17 protein-coding genes are annotated in these 17,948 nt (G+C 73.5%); 10 read left to right on the plus strand and 7 right to left on the minus strand.

What is annotated here, in order from left to right; translation table 11 throughout:
• Window positions 1-232 precede the first annotated feature (232 nt).
• Together ligD and ABFY07_RS12830 are read left to right on the plus strand one after the other, a co-directional pair.
• Window positions 233-1,237 (plus strand): non-homologous end-joining DNA ligase, encoded by a 1,005-nt coding sequence (gene ligD, locus ABFY07_RS12825; protein ID WP_346174613.1) that lies wholly within the window; start codon window positions 233-235, stop codon window positions 1,235-1,237.
• Between the two features lie 40 nt (window positions 1,238-1,277).
• Entirely contained in the window at window positions 1,278-2,375 is a 1,098-nt protein-coding gene (locus tag ABFY07_RS12830) for a GlxA family transcriptional regulator (RefSeq protein WP_346174614.1), read from the plus strand.
• Here the strand turns inward: ABFY07_RS12830 and ABFY07_RS12835 are convergent.
• The 4 genes from ABFY07_RS12835 to ABFY07_RS12850 all read right to left on the minus strand — a co-directional run bounded on the left by ABFY07_RS12835 (window position 2,359) and on the right by ABFY07_RS12850 (window position 6,859).
• Window positions 2,359-3,495 carry an asparaginase gene (locus ABFY07_RS12835; protein WP_346174615.1) on the minus strand — a complete coding sequence of 379 codons (1,137 nt, stop codon included), beginning with the start codon at window positions 3,493-3,495 and terminating at the stop codon, window positions 2,359-2,361. The genes ABFY07_RS12830 and ABFY07_RS12835 overlap by 17 nt on opposite strands.
• 59 nt (window positions 3,496-3,554) lie before the next feature.
• Window positions 3,555-5,660: a SpoIIE family protein phosphatase gene (locus ABFY07_RS12840; RefSeq protein WP_346174616.1), complete on the minus strand. Its 2,106-nt coding sequence runs from the start codon at window positions 5,658-5,660 to the stop codon at window positions 3,555-3,557.
• 139 nt (window positions 5,661-5,799) lie between these two features.
• Window positions 5,800-6,300, minus strand: a complete 501-nt coding sequence (locus ABFY07_RS12845) for a hypothetical protein (protein WP_346174617.1) — start codon at window positions 6,298-6,300, stop codon at window positions 5,800-5,802.
• Between the two features lie 133 nt (window positions 6,301-6,433).
• The gene (locus ABFY07_RS12850) at window positions 6,434-6,859 is read right to left on the minus strand and encodes an ATP-binding protein (protein WP_346174618.1); all 426 of its coding nucleotides are present in this window, start codon (window positions 6,857-6,859) and stop codon (window positions 6,434-6,436) included.
• A gap of 298 nt (window positions 6,860-7,157) precedes the next feature.
• On the opposite strand from ABFY07_RS12850, the gene ABFY07_RS12855 reads away from it, so the two are divergent.
• Window positions 7,158-8,063, plus strand: a complete 906-nt coding sequence (locus tag ABFY07_RS12855) for an SDR family NAD(P)-dependent oxidoreductase (protein WP_346174619.1) — start codon at window positions 7,158-7,160, stop codon at window positions 8,061-8,063.
• A gap of 172 nt (window positions 8,064-8,235) precedes the next feature.
• On the opposite strand, the gene ABFY07_RS12860 is transcribed toward ABFY07_RS12855, so the two are convergent.
• Entirely contained in the window at window positions 8,236-9,654 is a 1,419-nt protein-coding gene (locus ABFY07_RS12860; RefSeq protein WP_346174620.1) for an NsdA family TPR-like regulatory protein, read from the minus strand.
• 277 nt (window positions 9,655-9,931) lie between these two features.
• Between ABFY07_RS12860 and ABFY07_RS12865 the strand changes: the two genes are divergently transcribed.
• The 3 genes from ABFY07_RS12865 (at window position 9,932) to ABFY07_RS12875 (ending at window position 11,882) form a co-directional block, all read left to right on the plus strand.
• Window positions 9,932-10,753, plus strand: coding sequence for a helix-turn-helix domain-containing protein (locus ABFY07_RS12865; protein WP_346174750.1), 822 nt, complete (start codon window positions 9,932-9,934; stop codon window positions 10,751-10,753).
• Window position 10,754: 1 nt separating this feature from the next.
• Complete coding sequence (locus ABFY07_RS12870; protein ID WP_065966878.1) at window positions 10,755-10,994, plus strand: DUF397 domain-containing protein; 240 nt, start codon at window positions 10,755-10,757, stop codon at window positions 10,992-10,994.
• Between the two features lie 75 nt (window positions 10,995-11,069).
• Window positions 11,070-11,882, plus strand: a complete 813-nt coding sequence (locus ABFY07_RS12875) for an SAM-dependent methyltransferase (protein ID WP_065966877.1) — start codon at window positions 11,070-11,072, stop codon at window positions 11,880-11,882.
• Window positions 11,883-11,927: 45 nt separating this feature from the next.
• Here ABFY07_RS12875 and ABFY07_RS12880 read toward each other — a convergent pair whose 3' ends face one another.
• On the minus strand, window positions 11,928-13,154 hold the full coding sequence (locus tag ABFY07_RS12880; protein ID WP_346174621.1) for an acyl-CoA dehydrogenase family protein: 1,227 nt from the start codon (window positions 13,152-13,154) through the stop codon (window positions 11,928-11,930).
• 153 nt (window positions 13,155-13,307) lie between these two features.
• Here ABFY07_RS12880 and ABFY07_RS12885 point away from each other — a divergent pair, with 153 nt between their 5' ends.
• Window positions 13,308-13,958: a TetR/AcrR family transcriptional regulator gene (locus ABFY07_RS12885; protein ID WP_346174622.1), complete on the plus strand. Its 651-nt coding sequence runs from the start codon at window positions 13,308-13,310 to the stop codon at window positions 13,956-13,958.
• 31 nt (window positions 13,959-13,989) lie between these two features.
• Here the strand turns inward: ABFY07_RS12885 and def are convergent, their stop codons facing one another.
• Window positions 13,990-14,538, minus strand: a complete 549-nt coding sequence (def, locus tag ABFY07_RS12890) for a peptide deformylase (protein WP_065966874.1) — start codon at window positions 14,536-14,538, stop codon at window positions 13,990-13,992.
• Window positions 14,539-14,774: 236 nt separating this feature from the next.
• Here def and ABFY07_RS12895 point away from each other — a divergent pair, with 236 nt between their 5' ends.
• The 3 genes from ABFY07_RS12895 (at window position 14,775) to ABFY07_RS12905 (ending at window position 17,929) form a co-directional block, all read left to right on the plus strand.
• On the plus strand, window positions 14,775-16,013 hold the full coding sequence (locus ABFY07_RS12895) for a Mur ligase family protein (protein WP_346174623.1): 1,239 nt from the start codon (window positions 14,775-14,777) through the stop codon (window positions 16,011-16,013).
• 38 nt (window positions 16,014-16,051) lie between these two features.
• Complete coding sequence (locus ABFY07_RS12900; RefSeq protein ID WP_346174624.1) at window positions 16,052-16,780, plus strand: type 1 glutamine amidotransferase; 729 nt, start codon at window positions 16,052-16,054, stop codon at window positions 16,778-16,780.
• Between the two features lie 123 nt (window positions 16,781-16,903).
• Window positions 16,904-17,929 carry a 6-phosphofructokinase gene (locus tag ABFY07_RS12905; RefSeq protein ID WP_346174625.1) on the plus strand — a complete coding sequence of 342 codons (1,026 nt, stop codon included), beginning with the start codon at window positions 16,904-16,906 and terminating at the stop codon, window positions 17,927-17,929.
• The last annotated feature ends 19 nt before the right edge of the window (window positions 17,930-17,948 follow it).

A 17,948-nucleotide genomic window follows, 5' to 3' on the forward strand; every position in this document is an offset into this window, starting at 1 on the left:
CGCCGGGAGGTGGCCTGCGGCGCGCGGGCCCAGGGTCTGTCGTCAAAGGGGGCACCCGGCCGCGAGCGGCGTCTGGCGCGGTACATCGCAAGGCGGAGCGTCGCCCTCGTACTGGGCGTATTCGGGCGATGCGACAACGCGGCGAGGTGCCGCCCGCCGCGGCAGCGGCTGATGTCACTGCGGCGTCGGGAGCAGGGTGCCCCCTTTGACGAGAGGCCCTAGCGTGGAGCTCATGGGAGAGACGGCGGAGCTCACGGTCGGCGAGCGGACGGTACGGCTGACCAACCCCGACAAGGTGTATTTCCCGGAGCGCGGATTCACCAAGCTGGACCTCGCCCGCTACTACCTGGCCGTCGGCGAGGGCATCGTGCGGGCGCTGCGGGACCGGCCGACGATGCTGGAGCGCTACCCGGACGGCGTAGAGGGCGAGTCGTTCTTCCAGAAGCGGGCGCCGAAGAACCTGCCCGACTGGATCCCGACCGGGCGGATCTCCTTCCCCAGCGGGCGCTACGCGGACGAGATCTGCCCCACCGAGCCCGCGGCGGTCGTCTGGGGAGCCAACCTGGGCTGTCTGACCTTCCACCCGTGGCCGGTGCGCCGGCAGGACACCGACCACCCCGACGAGCTGCGGATCGACCTGGACCCGCAGCCGGGGACCGACTACCGGGACGCGGTGCGGGTGGCCGGCGAGCTGCGGCCGGTGCTGGAGGAGCTGGGGCTGCGGGGGTGGCCGAAGACGTCCGGCGGGCGGGGGCTGCATGTGTTCGTGCCGATCGAGCCGGTGTGGACCTTCACGCAGGTGCGGCGGGCCGCGATCGCCATCGCGCGGGAGCTGGAGCGGCGGGCGCCGCGGCGGATCACCACCGCCTGGTGGAAGGAGGAGCGCGGCGAGAAGGTGTTCGTGGACTACAACCAGACGGCCCGCGACCGCACCATCGCCAGCGCCTATTCGGTGCGCCCCTGGCCGCACGCGCCGGTCTCGGCACCGCTGCGCTGGGAGGAGGTGCCCGACGCCCGGCCGCGCGACTTCGACCTGGCCTCCATGCCGGTGCGGTTCCGGGAGGCGGGCGATGTGCACGCCGACATGGACCGGGAGCCCTGCCGTCTGGAGGCCGCCCTGGAGCTGGCCGACCGGGACGAGCGGGAGCACGGCCTGGGCGACCTGCCGTATCCGCCCGAGCATCCGAAGATGAAGGGCGAGCCGAAGCGGGTGCAGCCCAGCCGCGCCAAGAAGTGAGGCCGGTGGCCGGATGGGCGTGCCGTGCGAGAATCGCGCCATGCCCGCGTCCGTGCCCGCGTCCCTCTCCGTGACCGCCTCCGTGCCCGTGACCTCGGCGGGCTCCGCGTTCTCGCACCCCGGCCGCCACCGGGTGGCCGTCCTGGTCCGGCACGGGCTGCTGCCGTTCGAACTGGGCCTGGTGCACAGGCTGTTCGGCCAGGCGGTCTCGGCCACCGGCGAGCGGCTGTACGAGGTGGTCACCTGCGCGGTGGCCCCCGGTGAGATCCGTACCGCCACGGACGTCAGCGTCAATGTCGCCCATGGCCCGGATGTCCTGCGGGAGGCCGACACCGTGGTCTTCCCGGCCGCGGGCGAGCCCGACGAGCCGCAGACCGAGGGCCGGCTCGGCCCGGCGCTCGGCGACGCCTTCGCCCGGATCCGCCCCGGCACCCGGATCGCCTCGATCTGCACGGGCGCCTTCGTCCTGGGGGCCGCCGGGCTGCTCGACGGCCGCCGGGCGACCACCCACTGGCAGGCGGCCGACCAGTTCCGGAAGCTGTATCCGGCGGTGGACCTGGACCCGGACGTCCTCTACACCGACGAGGGCGATGTGCTCACCTCGGCAGGGGACGCCTCCGGGCTCGACCTCGTGCTGCACATGATCCGGCGCGACCACGGCTCGGCGGTGGCCGCCGAGGTGGCCCGCGGCGCGGTCGTGGCGCCGCACCGCGAGGGCGGCCAGGCCCAGTTCATCCGGCGGCCGGTGCCCGAGCAGCGCGGCTCCTCCACGGCCGCGGCCCGCGCCTGGGCGCTGGACCACCTGGAGCGGCCGCTAAGCCTGCGCGAGCTGGCCGCGCTGGAGTCGATGAGCGTACGGACCTTCTCCCGGCGGTTCCGCGAGGAGGTCGGCATGACCCCGGTCCAGTGGCTGACCCAGCGGCGGGTCGAGCGCGCCCGCCAACTGCTGGAGGAGACCGACCTGCCGGTCGAGCGGATCGCTCGGGACGCGGGCTTCGGCACGGCGGTCTCGCTGCGCCAGCACCTCCAGGCGGCGCTCGGCGTCTCGCCGAGCGCCTACCGCGCGGCGTTCCGCGGGCCGGCGGAACGCACCCCCGCGTCCCCCGCGGGCGAGGTCCCGGTCACCGCCGGGGGGTGACGAACTGGGCGGTGCCCAGGGTCGCGAACCAGTGGCGGATCCGGTCCTGGTCGTGCGTCTTGGTGAGCGAGAGCAGGAGCAGCAGCCGGGCCTTCTGCGGGGTGAGGTCCTGGGCGCCGATGACTCCGTCGGTGTGGTCGTCGTATACGGCGCCGGAGCCGGTGCGGCTGGCGGAGGCGAAGAGCACACCGTTCTTGACGGCGTCCGCGCGGGCCTCGGACATCTGCGGGGAGACGCCGCCCGCGCCGGTCCCGGCGGTCACGATCCCGTCCGCCCCGGCGTCGGCGAACGCCTTGACGGCCTCCCCACCGGCGTCCTGGTAGCTGTAGGCGATCTCCACCCTGGGCAGTGTCCTGCCCGTCTTGGCCAGGTCGAAGGGGGTCTCCCAGCTCTTCTTGCCGCACTGCTGGACGCGCGCGGGGGCCCGGTTGAGCCGGATGTGGTCCTGGTCGACGACGCCGAGCTGACCGCTGGCGCCGCTGTTGAAGGTATCCGTCCGCAGCGCGTCGGTCTTGCGGACCTCGCGGGCGGCCTGCACCTGGTCGTTGAGCATCACGACGGTGCCGTAGCAGGTGGTCTTCCCGCTGGCGGCCAGGTGGATGGCGTTGTAGAGGTTGGCCGGGGCGTCGCTGCCGACCACCGTCCAGGGGCGCATCGCGCCGGTGAGTACCACCGGCTTGTCGCTGCGGACGGTCAGGTCCAGCCAGTACGCGAACTCCTCCATGGTGTCGGTGCCGGTGGTGACGACGACCGCGTCCTCGGTCTTCAGCGCCCGGTCGACCGCGGCCGTCAGCCGGCGGTATTCGGCGATCGAATAGTTGTTGGAGTCCTTGTTGCCGAACTGCTGGGTGGAGACGTCGGCGATCGCGTCCACCTCCGGCTTGAGGTCGTTCACCAACCTGGACACCGGCAGCTTCCCGGACTCGTAGTCCTGGAAGGACACCCGGGTCCTGCTGACGCCGGCGATGGTGCCACCGGTGCCGATGACGGCGACCTTCGGCACGGGTTTCCCGCCGGAGTCCGCTCCGGCGGCCTCCGCTCCGGCGACCGAGGCGGTTGTGCCGAGGGCGAGGGCTATGAGAGTGAGGAGCACGGTGGAACGGCGGGCGAGCTCACGCATCGGTGGAATGGTCTCCTCAGCCGGGGGTGAGGGCGTGAAACGCATGCTTGTGACCCACGCTAAAGCGCACTCGGGGGGTTTGGCGAGTGGTGCGGGCGGTGTTCGCGCAGCCGCGCCAGGAGCAGCGCCACGTCGTCGTCGGGCGCCCCGTGCAGGGCGGCGAGCACCCGGTCGCAAGTCCGCTCCAGCGGGCCCTGCTGGTGGTCCAGCAGCTCCAGCAGGGTGCGCAGGCCCACGTCGATGGACTGGTGGCGCTTCTCCACCAGCCCGTCGGTGAACAGGGCCAGCAGGGTCCCGGGCGACAGCTCGCACTCGGCCGCGGCGAAGGGCACGCCGCCCACGCCCAACGGCGCGCCGCTGGGCATGTCGAGGAGTTCGGGCCGTGCGCCCGGGCGCGCGAGCACCGGGGGCAGATGGCCGGCGGTGGACAGCCGGCACCGGCCGGTGCGCGGGTCGCAGACCGCGTACAGGCAGGTGGCGATCGACTCGCCCAGGGCGGTGGTGATGTCGTCGAGGTGGCGCAGCAGCTCGGCGGGCGCCAGGTCGAGCTGGGCGAAGGCGCGGGTGGCGGTGCGGAGCTGGCCCATGATGGCCGCGGCGTGGATGCCCTTGCCCATCACGTCCCCGACCACCAGGGCCACCTTGCCGTCCTTGAGCGGCAGCACGTCGAACCAGTCGCCGCCGGCCGCGCTGACCGCGGGCAGATAGCGGGAGGCGACCTCCAGGCCGTCCAGGTCGCGCGGCTGCTGGGAGAGCAGGCTGCGCTGCAGGGTGAGCGCGGCATCGCGCTCCCGGGCGTACAGCCGGGCGTTGTCGATGCACAGCGCGGCGCGGGTGGCCAGCTCACAGGCCAGGGTGAGGTCCTGCTCGTCGAACGGCCGGTCGTTGACCGTGCGGTGCAGGCTGAGGGTGCCGAGCACGCTGCCGCGGGCGATCAGCGGGGCGGCCAGATAGGAGTGGACGCCTTCCTTGCGCAGCACGGCGCGGGCCGCCTCGTTGCGCGCGATGCGCCGCAGGTCCGCGTCGCTCACCCGGGGGAGGAAGATCGGCCGGGCGTCGCGGACGCACTGGGTGATCATGCGGCTGGGGTCGTACCGGGCGATCTCGCCGACGGGGTCCGCCGCGTGGACGGCGTCGGTGGGGTATCCCGCGGCCACGGCCAGCGCGCGGAAGCGGGCCGAGCCGTCCGGGCGCACCCGGGCCACGGGTTCGCGGCGCACCACCGCGTCCAGGACGTCCACGGCGGCGAGGTCGGCCAGCCGGGGCACCGCCACATCGGCCAGCTCCTGGGCGGTCTGCCGCAGGTCCAGGGTGGTGCCGATGCGCACGCCTGCCTCGGCGATGAGGGCCAGGCGCTCACGGGCCTCGGCGACCTCGCTGGCCGCCCGGTGGCGCCTGGACACGTCGATCACGGAGACCGCGATGCCCAGGACCCGGCCGCGGGGGTCCTCCAGCCGGTAGTACGACTCCGACCAGGCGTGCTCGTGCTCCGGGTCGGCCGGGGTGCGGCCGACGGTCTGGTGGTCGAGGACCGGCTGCCCGGTCTCCAGGACGTGCAGCATGGCGCTCTCGATGGCCCGGGCGTCCACCTCGGGCAGCACCTCCCTGAGACGGCGGCCGCGCAGCTCCTGCCGGCCGAGGCCGTTCATCTCCCGCAGCGCGGGGTTGGCCAGGACCCAGCACAGGTCGGTGTCGAAGACGGCCAGGCCCACGGGCGACTGCTCGACCAGGAAGCCGGAGAGGGCCAGATCGGTCTCCAGCTGTCGTACGGTCCGCTCGTCGGCCGCCAGCCCGAGGGCGTACGCGTCGCCGCGGGAGTCGCGCAGGCCCATGGTGCGGAACTCCACCCGCAGGGCGGAGCCGTCCTTGTGCCGGACCGGGACGACCCCCGCCCACATCAGGCCCGCCCGGACCCGCTCGAACAGCTCCACCGCGCGCCGCCGGTTCTCGCGGTCGACCAGCAGGCGGACGGCGTTGCGCCCCAGGGCCTCGGCGGCGCTGTAGCCGATCAGCCGCTCGGCCTCCGGGCTCCACAGGGCGATCCGGCCGTCGCTGTCCAGCACGACGGCGGCGACCCGGAGCAGGTCGAGCAGACCCCCGGGGGCGGCGGCCGGGCCGTTCGGGTACGCCTCACCGTCCGCTCGCGGGCGGTCTTGCGCAGTCATCCCGGCACCTCATTCCCGCTGCCCCTTCTGTCATACCTCAGATGGGGAAGGGCCGCTGCCGGACGACGGTCGGACGGCCGTACGTACGGGCGCCGGGGCAGCCGTACGGACGGCCGCCCCGGCGGGGCGGAGGGGCCGGCTAGAACAGGGCGTACGAGGCGCCCTCCCGGGACCGGGGCGCCTCGCTGTCCCGCAGGGCGGCCCACAGCGCCCCGCTGTCGGTGAGCGGGCCGCCCGGCCGGACCAGCCAGACGTGGCCCCGCCGCACGCACCCGGGCCGGGGGCAGCGCAGCACCCGGCCGGGCCCGGCGGCGGCCACGGCCCTGCGGCGGCGGTGGCCGGTCCCCTCGAGCCACGCCTTCCACTGCTGGGCCGAGCCGGGCGGCACCAGGAAGGAGAGCACCTGGCTGGCGCCGGCCAGCATCACCGGGCCGACCACCGCGTCGCTGTGCCGCAGCTCCCGGAGTACGGCCATCCCGAGCCGGCCGGACATCCTGACCAGGTCGAAGAGCGGGCCCACCGGGAGGTCGGCGAGGCCGTCGCCGCTGGCCCACTGCAGGCGCACCCGGCCGGGCTCCTCGCCGGCCGACGACAGCAGCCAGTCGGCCGCGCCGGTCTCCACGGTGCCTCGGCTGTGCATCGCGCCTCCGCTCTCCCCTCTGCCTCGTCGGCGTCCCGTCTCCGCCCCGTCGGCGTCCCGTCCGCGTCGTGGCGGCTCCCGGCGGCGTACGGCCGGCGTGCCGGCGGCGTCCACCGGCGGCCTTCCCGTGCCCTTACCGCGTCCGCCCGAGCGCCAGCGTGAGCCACACCTTCTTGCCCGCGCCGTCCCCGTCCGGCGGCTCGGTGCCCCAGTCGCTCGCCAGGATGTCGACGATGGCCAGCCCCCGCCCGGCCTCGTCCGTCTCGGCCGGTGTGCGGAAGACCGGCCGGGCCGGCGAGCCGTCGGCCACCTCGATCCGCAGCTCGTCCCCGGCGGGCTCCACCCCCGCGGTGACGGTGACGATGTCGCCGGGGCCGCTGCTGCCGTGCTCCACCGCGTTCGCGAAGAGCTCGTCCGTGGCCAGCACCGCGCTGTCCACCACGTGGTCCAGCTCCCAGTCCAGGAGGAAGGCGGTGAGCATCCGGCGGACGGCGAAGGCGCGGTCGGCGCCGGCCGGGAACCGGGCCCGGAAGAAGCGGCGGGTCGCCAAGGAGATCACCGGCCCCTCCCCGCCCGTCCGCTCCCTGAGGCCGATAACGCCCCTGGTCCGGGTGGTTGAGGCCCCGGTAAGCGGGTAAGCGCGTGCCGGCGGCCTCCACCGCGGCATCCGCGCCGGGGGCGGTGGGTGCCGGGGTGCGGCATGGACCCTCCTCGGAAGACAGCGCGAGACATACATCGGTCATCGTTCACGTAGACAAACGGTTGAACGGTCCGGTCGGCGAGGGGGCACGGGGGTTGTCCGGTTGTGCGGGCGTAGTGGTTCGGGTCGCCGGTCCCCGGGGCTGTACGGTCCGGGCGTGGCAAGCGTGAGTGAGGACCACGGGCGGGCGCCCTGCCCGGCGGGGCGATCCGGGGTGGCCGGCAAGCGGATCGTGGTCACCGGGGGCACCCGTGGCCTGGGCGAACAGATCGTACGGCTGCTGCTGGCGGACGGCGCCGCGGTGGCCACCTGCGCGCGGACGGAGCGCGGTTTGGCGGCCCTGAGGGGGGCGCTGAGCGCGTCCCCCCGTACGCCCCCCAGTGCGCCCCCGCCGAACATCCCGGCCACCCCGGCCGCCTCGCCCGCCGGATCATCGGTCGGCCGGGAGCGCGAGGCGCTGTTCACCCGGGCGCTGGACGTGACCGAGCCGGGGCCGCTGGAGGCCTTCGTCGATGCGGCGGCGGAACGTTTCGGCGGACTGGACGGCGTGGTGGCCTGCGTCGGCGGCGCCCGCGGCGGCGGGCTGGAGGAGACGGACGCCCGGGAGTGGACCGCGACCTGGGAGATGAACGTCGGCCACACCGCCCGGCTGGTGCGGGCCGCGGTGCCGCACCTGCGCGCGGCCGGCGGCGGGTCGGTCGTGGTCATCGCCTCCATCTCCGGCTGGAAGCCGGGGCCGCAGGCCCAGTACGGCGCGGCGAAGGCCGCCCAGATCCACCTCGCGGCCTCGCTGGCGCGCGAGCTGGGGCCCGCCGGCATCCGGGTGAACGCCGTCTCCCCGGGGTCGATGCTGATCCCCGGGAAGCGCTGGGACCGGATGCGCGGCGAGGAGCCGGAGGCGTTCGCCAGGTTCGCGGCGGAGTTCCCGCAGGGCCGGCTGGTGGCCCCGCAGGAGGTGGCCCGGGTGGTCGCCTTCCTCCTCTCGGACGCCTCCAGCGGGGTCTCCGGCGCCCATGTCCCGGTCGACCGTGCCCAGAACGCGCCGAGCCCGGAGGGCTACTAGGGGAAGACAGCTCTGGGGAGACACCCGTGGGCGAGACACCCCCAAGCCCTCGGAACACCCGCGGCTTCGCCCGGGCCCTGTACACCCCCGCTGGTGCGGGGTCCGGGCGAAGCCGCCTTCCGGGCCGCATGGCGGTGCCGCCCGGAAGGAGCCGGGGGCCCCGCCGGGCGGGTCAGGCCACCGTGCCGAGCAGGGCGCGGGAGCGGAGTTCGAAGTCGCGGACCAGGGGCTCGCCGCGGTGGGGCCCCAGCCGGGTGCGGAAGTCGCGCAGGGCCTGGATCGAGCGCTCGCTGTGCACCCCGCTGAGCGCCTCCAGCGCCTCGTTCGCCGTGCCGATCGCCTGGTCGAGCCGGTTCTGCTGCAGATGGGCGGTGGCCAGCACGGAGCGGCTGATGGCCTGGCGGCGGCGCCGGTCGCCGTTGGCCCGCACCGACTCGTCGGCCGCGCGCTCGGCCTCCGCCGCGTTGCCCAGGTCGCGGAAGCACAGGGCGGCCTCGGCCTCCAGGTAGTGGTGGTCGAGGAAGCGGACCCACTCCGACTCCTCCTCGGCGCCCCGGCTCGCGTCCAGCGCGGCGTCCGCCGCGCGCAGCTCGCGGGCGGCCTCGCGGGGCTGGTCGAGAGCGGCGAAGCCGCGGGCCGCCATGGCGTGCAGGCGCATCAGCCCCAGGGGGCTGCCCGCGTGCTTGGCGGTGGCCACGCCCACCCGGGCCAGCTCGACACCCGCCTGGGGCTGGCCGAGGTTGGTGGCCAGATGGGACAGGCCGGCCAGGATCTGGCCGCCGAGGACCCGGTCGCCGCCTTCGGCGCACAGCCGCAGCGCCTGGGTCATATAGCGCTGCGCCAGACCGTACTCGGCGTGGTCGTAGCTGCTCCAGCCGGCCATCGCGGCCAGCTTGGCCGCGGCGGTGAACAGCTCGCGCCGCTCGCCCGCGGCCAGGCCGGGCCGCTGGAGCATGGGGACGACCTCGCTCGACAGATACAGGACGATGCTGGCGCGGACCTGGCCGCCGCCGAAGCGGTTGTCCATCTCGTCGAACATGCTGATCGCCGCGCGGACCTGCTCGATCCGGCCGGCGTCGGCGGCCGCGGCCGGGGCGCCGGCGGCGGGGCCGGCCGCGTCCTGGCTCTCGACCAGCCACAGCAGCCACTCGCGCTGCGGGGTCAGCAGCGCGCCGGCGACGAAGGGCACCGCGCCCAGCAGGCCGCGGCGGGAGATGTCGGTGGAGCCGAGTTCGGCGAGCGTGTGCAAGGTTTCCGCCACGTCCTCCCGGTAGGCCAGCGCCCTGGCGACGACCGGGCGCTGTCGGTCGGGGATGAAGCCGAGCTCGGCGGGGGCCACCGGCCGGCCGAGTCGGTGGGAGAGCACGGCCGCGATCAGTTCGGGCGTCGTGCCGCGCGGCTGGCCGCCCCGCAGCCAGCGGGTGACGGACGCCTTGTCGTAGTTCGAGCAGTGCCCCTGACGGCGGCCCAGCTCATTGACGCGCAGGGCCAGTGAGGCGTACGAGCAGCCGGATTCCTTCAGGGCGGCGGCCAGCGCGTGGTTGGGGGCCGAGCCCCCGCGCCCGGCGTCCGGCGCCGCGCCGCCGGTCACCGCGGGCCCTGCTGGGTCGTGCCGCCGGGTGTCCGTAACTCCCCGGTTGACAAGGGGGGTTGGGGGCACCAGCCGTAGTACGTGATGTGCGTCACGTGCCCACTATGCGCGCCGGCGGGCTCAGCCCGCAAGCTTCGTTCTGATAATTTCAAAACGATCGACATCGCTCTGTCCGGTGCTCCACGGCCGTGGCACACTGCACCCACATGACGGTGATTCCGGGAGGCAGGACGTGAGTGAGGCACGGCCGGGGAGCGCCGCCCCCACCGTCTTACGCATGGTCCTGGGCAAGCGCCTGAGACATCTGCGGGAGCGGGCCAAGGTGTCGTTCGAGGAGGCGGCCCGGGCCGTCGAGGTCACCCCGCTGACGGTGCGCCGGATGGAGAAGGCCGAGGTCGGCCTGAAGATCCCGTACGTCAAGGAGCTGCTGCGGACCTACGGCGTGCCCTCGACCGAGATCGACGACTTCCTGGACCTGACCCGGGAGGCCAACCAGCCCGGCTGGTGGCACCAGTTCCGCGATGTCGTGCCGGAGTGGTTCAGCGCGTATGTGAGCCTGGAGAGCGAGGCCACCGTCATCCGCGCCTACGAACCCCACTACGTCCCCGGCCTCCTGCAGACCGAGGACTACGCCCGGGCGGTGCTGCGGGCCGGTTTCCCGGGCGACACGGAGGAGGAGATCGAGCGCCGGATCGCGCTGCGCGTCAAGCGCCAGAGCCTGCTCTCCAAGCCGGACGCCCCGGTCATCTGGGCCATCGTGGAGGAGACCGCGCTGCGCCGCCCGGTCGGCGGGGCGGAGGTGATGCGGCGGCAGATCGACCACCTCGTCGAGGCCCTGACGAGGCCGAAGGTGCGGCTGCAGATCATGCGGTTCGCGGCGGGGCCGCACCCCGGTGCCTTCGGCCCGCTCCACTACTTCCGCTTCGGTTTCTCCGAACTGCCCGACGTCGTCTACACCGAGAGCGTCACCGGCGCGGTCTACGTGGACCAGCCGGCCGAAGTCGTCACCTGTCTGGAAGTGCTCGACCGGATGGCCGTCCAGGCCGAACCGGTCGGCGAGACCATCCCCATCCTGGCCGAACTGCGTAAGGAGCTGTGACATGACGGACCCGGTCTACAGCGGAATGCCCGCCATGGAACTCGGCGCCGAGGGCTGGCACAAGCCCTGGAGCGGCACCAACGGCGGCACCTGCATCGAGGCCAAGAAGCTGCCGGACGGGCGGGTCGCCCTCCGCCAGTCCACGGACCCGACCGGCCCCGCCCTGATCTACTCCCGGGCCGAGGTCGCCTCGTTCCTCGAGGCCGCCAAGGCCGGCCTGGCCGACTTCCTGATCGCCTGAACAACCCTTGCCACAGCGGTAAGTTGGGGGCCTCGCAGCACGGCTTCACGCATGGCATGGCAGGAGAATCCCCAGATGACTCATGGCTCGTCCACCCCCGGCCGGCAGGCCTTAGGCAAGATCGACACGACCGTGCCGCACTCGGCCCGGATCTGGAACTACTGGATGGGCGGCAAGGACAACTACGAGGTCGACCGCGTGGCCGGGGACCAGTACCGCGAGGTCGCGCCGACCATCGCGGTCATGGCCCGCGCGTCCCGGGCGTATCTGATCCGCACCGTGACGCATGTGGCCGGCGAGGCCGGGATCCGCCAGTTCCTGGACATCGGCACCGGGCTGCCGACGTACGACAACACCCACCAGGTCGCCCAGCGGATCGCCCCCGAGGCCCGCATCGTGTACGTGGACAACGACCCGCTGGTGCTCCGGCACGCCCAGGCCCTGCTCACCAGCACCCCCGAAGGCGTCACCGACTACATCGACGCCGATCTGCACGACCCCGACAAGATCCTCCAGGCCGCGTCCGAGAAGCTGGACTTCAGCCGCCCCGTGGCGCTGATGCTGATGGGCATCCTGGGCCACATCCAGGACTACGACGAGGCCCGCGCGATCGTGCGCACGCTCCAGGAAGCGCTCCCCTCCGGCAGCTACTTCGTCCACTACGACAGCACGGACACCGACCAGTCGCTCAAGCAGGCCCAGCAGGGCTACGACGACACCGGCGCGGTCCCCTACGTCCTGCGCAGCCCCGAGCAGTTGGCGCGCTTCTACGACGGCCTGGAGCTGATCGAGCCCGGCATCGTGTCCTGTCCGCTGTGGCGGCCCGAGCCGGCCGACGCGCCCGTCGAGAAGACGGACGTCTACGGGGGCGTCGCGCGCAAGCGCTGACGCCCCCCGGCGCTTCCGTGCCGCCGGCGCTCCCGGCGCTCCCGGCTAGCGGATCTGCATGCCCGAGAGGGTGCGGGCGATCACCAGGCGCTGGATCTCGCTCGTACCCTCGAAGATGGTGAAGATCGCGGCGTCGCGGTGCATCCGCTCCACCGGGTACTCACGGGTGAATCCGTTGCCCCCGAGGATCTGCACCGCCTGGGCCGTGACCGCCTTCGCCGTCTCCCCGGCGAAGAGCTTGGACATCGAGCCCTCGGCGGCGGCGAAGGGCTTGCCCGCGCTCGCCATCCAGGAGGCCCGCCACACCAGCAGGCGCGCCGCGTCGATCCGGGTGCGCATGTCGGCGAGCTGGAAGGCGATGCCCTGGTTGTCGATGATCGGCCGGCCGAACTGCACCCGGTTCTTGGCGTATTCGAGCGCGACCTCGTACGCGGCGCGGGCCACGCCCACCGCCTGGGCGCCGACGGCCGGGCGCGAGGCCTCGAAGGTCGCCATGGCCGCGTTCCTGCCGCGCTCGGTGCCGGCCCGGGCCCGCTCCCGGGCCCGGGCGAGGCGCTCGTCGAGCTTCTCCTTGCCGCCGAGCAGGCAGTGGCCGGGGACGCGCACCTCGTCCAGCACGACCTCGGCGGTGTGCGAGGCGCGGATGCCGTGCTTCTTGAACTTCTGGCCCTGGGAGAGGCCGGGCGTGCCCGGGGGCACCACGAAGGACGCGTGGCCGCGCGCGCCCAGCTCCGGGTCGACGGAGGCGATGACGACGTGGACGCCCGCGATGCCGCCGTTGGTGACCCAGGTCTTGGTGCCGTTGAGGACCCACTCGTCCTTGGCCTCGTCGTAGACGGCCCGGGTGCGCATCGCGGCGACATCCGACCCGGCGTCCGCCTCGGAGGAGCAGAACGCGGCGACCTTCACGTCGTCGGCGCCGCCGTACATGGCCGGGACCCAGGTGCCGACCTGTTCCTCGGTGCCGTTGGCGACGACGGCGACGGCGGCCAGGGAGGTGCCGACGATGGACAGCGCGATGCCGGCGTCGCCCCAGAAGAGCTCCTCCATCGTCATGGGGATGCCGAGGCCGGTGGGGTCGAAGTACTGCTGGGCGTAGAAGTCCAGCGAGTACAGCCCGATCTTCGCGGCCTCCTGGATGACCGGCCAGGGGGTCTCCTCCCGTTCGTCCCATTCCGCCGCCGCCGGGCGCATCACATCGACCGCGAATCCGTGAATCCAGTCGCGGACCGCCTTCTGGTCGTCGTCGAGCTCGAACGAGAACTCCGGCATGACCCCTCCACCTGCCTATTACCATCGGTAACAAGAGTCTGTTACCCACCAGTAGACGATGTCAACTCCCGCCGCCGATCCGCCCGCTCCCCGGGCCGGGGGTGTTACGTTGCGCAGGCGCATCAGGACCACCAGGGGGCGGGAGGCGACTTCATGGACACCGGCATCGGCCAGCGCGAGGATCAGCAGCAGGCTGCCCAGCGGCGGCGCAAGGAGCTGCTGGAGGCGGCGGACCGGGTGGTGCTGCGCGACGGGCCCGACGCCTCGATGAACGCCATCGCCGCCGAGGCGGGCATCACCAAACCCATCCTGTACCGCCACTTCGGCGACAAGAGCGGGCTCTACCGCGCCCTCGCCAAGCGCCACACCGACGCGTTGCTCGCCTCGCTGCGCGCCGCGCTCGACGCCCCCAACGACCGCCGGGAGCGCGTCGAGGCCACGCTGGACACCTATCTGGCCGCCATAGAGGCGCGGCCCCAGGTCTACCGCTTCCTGATGCACCCCGCCGAGGACGCCCCCCAGGCGGAACAGGGCTTCGACATCGGCCGCCACTCGGCCCCGGTGCTTCGCCGGCTCGGCGAGGAGCTGGCCAAGGTGATCACCGAACAGCTCGACCTCGGCCCCGACGGCACCGAGGTGGCGCGCGTCTGGGGACACGGCATCGTCGGCATGATGCACGCCGCGGGCGACTGGTGGCTGCGCGAGCGGCCCTGCTCCCGCGCCCAGTTGGTGCGGCACCTCACCGATCTGCTGTGGGGCCGGCTGACCACGGTGGACGACCGCGTCGCCGCGCCCGGCCGCTGAGCGCGCCCGGCCGCTAGGGGGTGTCCGGCCGTTAGGGGGTATCCGTGGCCCAGGGCGCCCGCCGCGCCGCGCGCAGCGCCCGGCGGCGCCGCAGCCCGGTGAGCCGGTCGGTGAACAGACGCCCGTCGAGGTGGTCGCACTCGTGCTGCAGACAGCGGGCGAAGAAGCCCGTGCCGACCACCCGCACCGGCTCCCCGGTCACCGTGACGCCCGCCACGACCGCGTGGTCGTGGCGCGGGGTGCCTGCCTCGACGCCGGGCAGCGACAGACAGCCCTCCGGCCCCCGCACCGTCACCCCGCCGACCTCCACCAGACGCGGGTTGACCACATGCCCCAGATGCCGGCGGTCCTCGTCGTCCGGGCAGTCGTAGACGAAGACCCGCAGCCCCTCCCCCACCTGGTTGGCGGCGAGACCGACGCCCTGCGCCGCGTACATCGTCGCGTACATGTCCTCCACCAGCCGGGCGAGGGCCGCGTCGAAGACCGTGACCTCCTCGCAGGGCGTGGCCAGCCCCGGGTCGCCGAGCAGCCGCATCGGCCGCACCAGTCCGCGACTGCCGGGAATCGCGCCTTTTCGCATGGCACCAAAGCCTACGTGCCCGGTGAGGGGCTCACGGCACCGCTCACGGCGCCGCTCACGACGGCGACGGGGGTCACTCGTCTAGGTTGTGCGGGTGAGATTCGGGAGAGCGCCCGGATCTCGATAGGCTGCTCTCCGACCGTGGCCTCCCGGCTGGCGATTCGGCGCGGAGGGGGCGTACCACCGGCGCCTCATGGGGGCAGGAGCGGCGCCGGCATGCGAGGAGGACGAAGACGATGGCAGGCAACTCGGAGCCGCTGTCGCCGCGGGCCAAACTGGCCGTGACGGCGGGCAAGGCCGCGGCGGCGGTGTCGCGGGCGGCGGGCCGCGGCAGCGGATCGGTGATCGGCGGCAAGGTGGCCCTGCGGCTCGACCCCGACCTGCTGCGCAGGCTGGCGCAACACCTGGACGTGATCCTGGTGTCGGCGACCAACGGCAAGACCACCACCACCCGGCTCATCGCCGAGGCGCTGCGGGCGGCCGGCCCGGTCGTCTCCAACGCGCTCGGCGCGAACATGCCCGCCGGCATCACCTCGGCCCTCGCCGGGGGCTCCGACGCCCGCTACGGCGTGATCGAGGTCGACGAGAAGTACCTCGCCGGTGTGGCGCGCGACACGGAGCCGAAGGCCATCGCGCTGCTCAACCTCTCCCGCGACCAGCTCGACCGCGCCGCCGAGACCCGCATGCTCGCCGAGAAGTGGCGTGAGGGCCTGGCCGGCACCAAGGCCGTGGTGATCGCCAACGCGGACGACCCGCTGATCGTCTGGGCCGCCTCCTCCTCGACCAACGTGGTCTGGGTCGCGGCGGGCCAGGAGTGGAAGGACGACGCCTGGTCCTGCCCCTCGTGCGGCGGCGTGCTGCAGCGCCCGGGCGACGACTGGGTGTGCGCCGACTGCGGCTTCCGCCGCCCCGTCCCCACCTGGGCGCTCAACGGCGACTACGTGCTGGACCCGCACGGCTCGGCCTGGCCGATCCACCTCCAGCTCCCCGGCCGCGCCAACAAGGCCAACGCCGCCACCTCGGCGGCCGTCGCGGCGACCTTCGGGGTGCCGCCGCAGGTGGCGCTGGAGCGGATGTACCAGGTCCAGGCGGTCGCCGGCCGCTACGACGTGGTCACCTTCGAGGAGCGCCAGCTCCGGCTGCTGCTGGCCAAGAACCCCGCCGGCTGGCTGGAGACCTTCTCCCTCATCGACCCCCCGCCCACCCCGGTGATCCTGTCGGTGAACGCCCGCGGCGCGGACGGCACCGACACCTCCTGGCTGTGGGACGTGGACTACACCCGGCTCGCCGGGCACCCGATCTGTGTGATCGGCGACCGCAAGCTGGACCTGGCGGTCCGGCTGGAGGTCGCCGGCCTGGACTTCCGGGTCTGCGAGAACCTGGACGAGGCCGTCCGGATCGCCCCGCCCGGGCGGATCGAGACGATCGCCAACTACACCGCGTTCCAGGACCTGCGCCGCCGCGTGGGCAACTGAGGCCGTACGAGCGAAAAGGGCACAAGGAATTGCGACGGATGAACCAGAACAGCCTGCGCCTGGTGTGGGTCTACCCGGACCTGCTGAGCACGTACGGCGACCAGGGCAACGCGCTCGTCGTCGAGCGCCGGGCGCGCCAGCGCGGGCTGGACGTCTCCCGCCTCGACGTCCGTTCCGACCAGCAGATCCCCACCTCCGGTGACATCTACCTGATCGGCGGTGGCGAGGACCGGCCGCAGCGGCTCGCGGCCGAGCGGCTGCGCCGGGACGGCGGGCTGAACCGCGCGGTGTCCAACGGCGCGATCGTCTTCTCGGTGTGCGCGGGCTACCAGATCCTGGGGCACGAGTTCATCAACGACCTCGGGCAGCGCGAACCTGGCCTGGGGCTGCTCGATGTGGTCAGCACCCGGGGCGAGGGCGCGCGCTGCGTCGGCGACGTCCTGGCCGACATCGACGACCGGCTGGGGCTGCCGCCGCTGACCGGCTTCGAGAACCACCAGGGCGTCACCCACCTGGGCCCGGCCGCGCGCCCCTTCGCGCGCGTCCGGTTCGGCAACGGCAACGGCACGGGCGACGGCACCGAGGGCGCGTACAACGACACCGTCTTCGGCACCTACATGCACGGCCCCGTGATGGCGCGCAACCCGCACATCGCGGACCTGCTGCTCAAGCTGGCGCTGGACGTCAACGCGCTGCCGCCGGTCAACGACCAGTGGTACGAGGCGCTGCGCAACGAGCGGATCGCGGCGGCCACCCAGGCCTCGTAGCGCGCCTCCGGGCGCCCGCATGGCGGACACACCGGGGCCCCGCCCCTCCCCCGCTTGTAGGGTGGCGGGGTCCCGCCGGACGACGCGGTCCGGCCGTCAGCCCACACTGCAGAGGTAAGGGCCATGCGCATTGGTGTGCTCACATCCGGCGGCGACTGCCCCGGCCTGAACGCTGTCATCAGGTCCGTCGTGCACCGCGCGGTCGTCGACCACGGCGACGAGGTGATCGGCTTCCACGACGGGTGGAAGGGCCTGCTCGAGTGCGACTACCGGAAGCTCGACCTGGACGCCGTGGGCGGCATCCTCGCGCTCGGCGGCACCATCCTCGGCTCCACCCGGGTGCAGCCCACCCGGCTGCGCGACGGCGTGGAGCGCGCCAAGGAGCATCTCGCCGAGCTCGGCCTGGACGCGATCATCCCGATCGGCGGGGAGGGCACGCTCAAGGCGGCCCGGCTGCTGTCGGACTCCGGGCTGCCGATCGTCGGCGTCCCCAAGACGATCGACAACGACATCGCGGCCACCGATGTGACCTTCGGCTTCGACACGGCGGTCGGGGTGGCGACCGAGGCCCTGGACCGGCTGAAGACCACCGCGGAGTCCCACCAGCGGGTGCTGATCGTCGAGGTCATGGGGCGGCACACCGGCTGGATCGCGCTGCACTCCGGCATGGCCGCGGGCGCCCACGCGATCGTGGTGCCGGAGCGGCCGTTCCACATCGACGAGCTCACCGAGGTCGTCGGGGCACGGTTCGAGGCGGGCAAGAAGTTCGCGATCGTGGTCGTGGCGGAGGGCGCGAAGCCGCGCGAGGGCACCATGGCCTTCGAGTCGGGCGGCACGGACGTCTACGGCCACGAGCGGTTCGCCGGGGTGGCCCGGCAGCTCTCCGACGAGCTGGAGCGGCGCCTGGGCAAGGAGGCCCGGCCGGTGATCCTGGGCCATGTCCAGCGGGGCGGCACGCCGACGGCGTACGACCGGGTGCTGGCCACCCGCTTCGGCTGGCACGCGGTCGAGGCCGTGCACCGCGGTGACTTCGGGAGCATGACGGCGCTGCGCGGCACGGAGATCACGCTGGTGCCGCTCGCCGAAGCCGTCGAGCAGCTCAAGACGGTCCCGGCCGAGCGGTACGCCGAGGCCGAGTGCGTGCTGTGAACTGAGCGGTTCTACCCTG

It is taken from the genome of Streptomyces sparsogenes subsp. cuspidosporus (assembly GCF_039532705.1).
Lineage (GTDB): Bacteria > Actinomycetota > Actinomycetes > Streptomycetales > Streptomycetaceae > Streptomyces > Streptomyces sparsogenes.